Source organism: Spirillospora sp. NPDC046719, from assembly GCF_040645715.1.
In the GTDB taxonomy this organism is placed as follows: Bacteria; Actinomycetota; Actinomycetes; order Streptosporangiales; family Streptosporangiaceae; genus Spirillospora.
The window spans coordinates 1-1,301 of sequence record NZ_JBEYYT010000910.1 but is presented as its reverse complement, the minus strand read 5'-3'; the positions used below and the strand labels follow the sequence as shown (position 1 = coordinate 1,301).

Annotated in this window: 1 protein-coding gene and 1 pseudogene; both read left to right on the top strand. The window is 79.4% G+C overall.

Annotated elements, in window-relative coordinates; genetic code table 11:
- The coding region (locus tag ABZ914_RS51495; RefSeq protein ID WP_500201831.1) for an ATP-binding cassette domain-containing protein at positions 1 to 356 on the top strand (356 nt) is incomplete at its 5' end.
- Positions 353 to 1,301: pseudogene (locus tag ABZ914_RS51490) on the top strand (FtsX-like permease family protein); the annotation flags it as partial. The gene ABZ914_RS51495 and the pseudogene ABZ914_RS51490, both read left to right, overlap by 4 nt.

The window sequence follows — 1,301 nt, the reverse complement described above, 5'->3', positions numbered from 1 at the left end:
CCCGGCGCGAGGCGCACCGGGCGCTCGCCGCGGTCGGCGACAGCGTCCGGGGCGTACGGTTCCCCCGCGAGCAGTGGGGCGGCCAGCAGCAGCGCGTCGCGATCGCCCGCGCGCTCGTCGGCGACCGCCGGCTCCTGCTCGCCGACGAGCCGACCGGCGCCCTCGACAGCCACGCCGGCGAGGAGATCATGCGCGCGCTGCGGGCCCGCTGCGACGAGGGCGCCGCCTGCCTGATGGTCACGCACGAGTCGCGGCACGCCGCGTGGGCCGACCGCGTCGTGTTCCTGCGGGACGGCCGGATGGTCGACTCCACGCCGGGCCGCACCGGACCCGAGTCCCTCCTGGAGGCCGGGTGAGCGCCTACGGCGCCGCGCTGCGGCTCGCCCGCCGGGACGCGCTGCGCGCCAAGGGCCGCACCGCCCTCGTCATCTGCATGATCGGCCTCCCCGTGACGGTGATCGTCGCGCTGGCCGTCCTCTTCGAGACCAGCGCCTGGTCGGCGCGCGAGTCGCTGCCGTACGAGATCGGCGCCGCGGACGCCCGGCTCACCGGCGCCGGGCACGCGCCGGTCGGGCAGACGGCCGACGACCAGGGGATCATCAAACCGCGGGCGTCCGGCGGCGGCGACGCCGAGCGGCCCTGGACCACCCCGGAGATCACCCGGCGGGTCGCGGCGGCGTTCGGGCCGTCCGCGCGCGTCCGGCCGCTGGAGACCGGCGGCCGGATCGCGCTGCGGACCGCCCGCGGCTACCGCGGCGCCGACCACATCGGCCTCGACCTGCGCGACCCCATGACCCGCGGCATGCTCGACATCACCGGCGGCCGGGCGCCCGCGAAGCCCGGCGAGGTGGCGCTCGCCCCCTCGCTCGGCTTCCCGGTCGGCGCGGCCGGGCCGATCGACCGGGCGGGGACGGCCGCGCGGGTGGTAGGGCACGTGCGGGACCCGCGCGAGCCCCGCCGGGCCCTCGCGCTCACCCTGCCCGGCGCGGTGCCGGGCCTGACGACGCCGCGCCCGCAATGGCTGGTCGCCGGGGCCGGCCCGGTGACCTGGGACGAGGTGACCGCGCTCAACCAGAGCGGGATCACCGTGCTCTCCCGGGCGGTCGTGTCGGACCCGCCCGCGCGGGCTCGCGAGGAGTCCGTTCCGGCCGCCGGCCCGGACGGCACCGGCGTCGCCGTCGTCGCGATGGCCGTCGCCGTGGTCGTGCTGGAGGTCGTGCTGCTCGCCGGCCCCGCGTTCGCGGTGGGCGTGCGGCGGCAGCGGCACCGGCTGGCGCTGGTCGCCGCGTGCGGCGGCGACG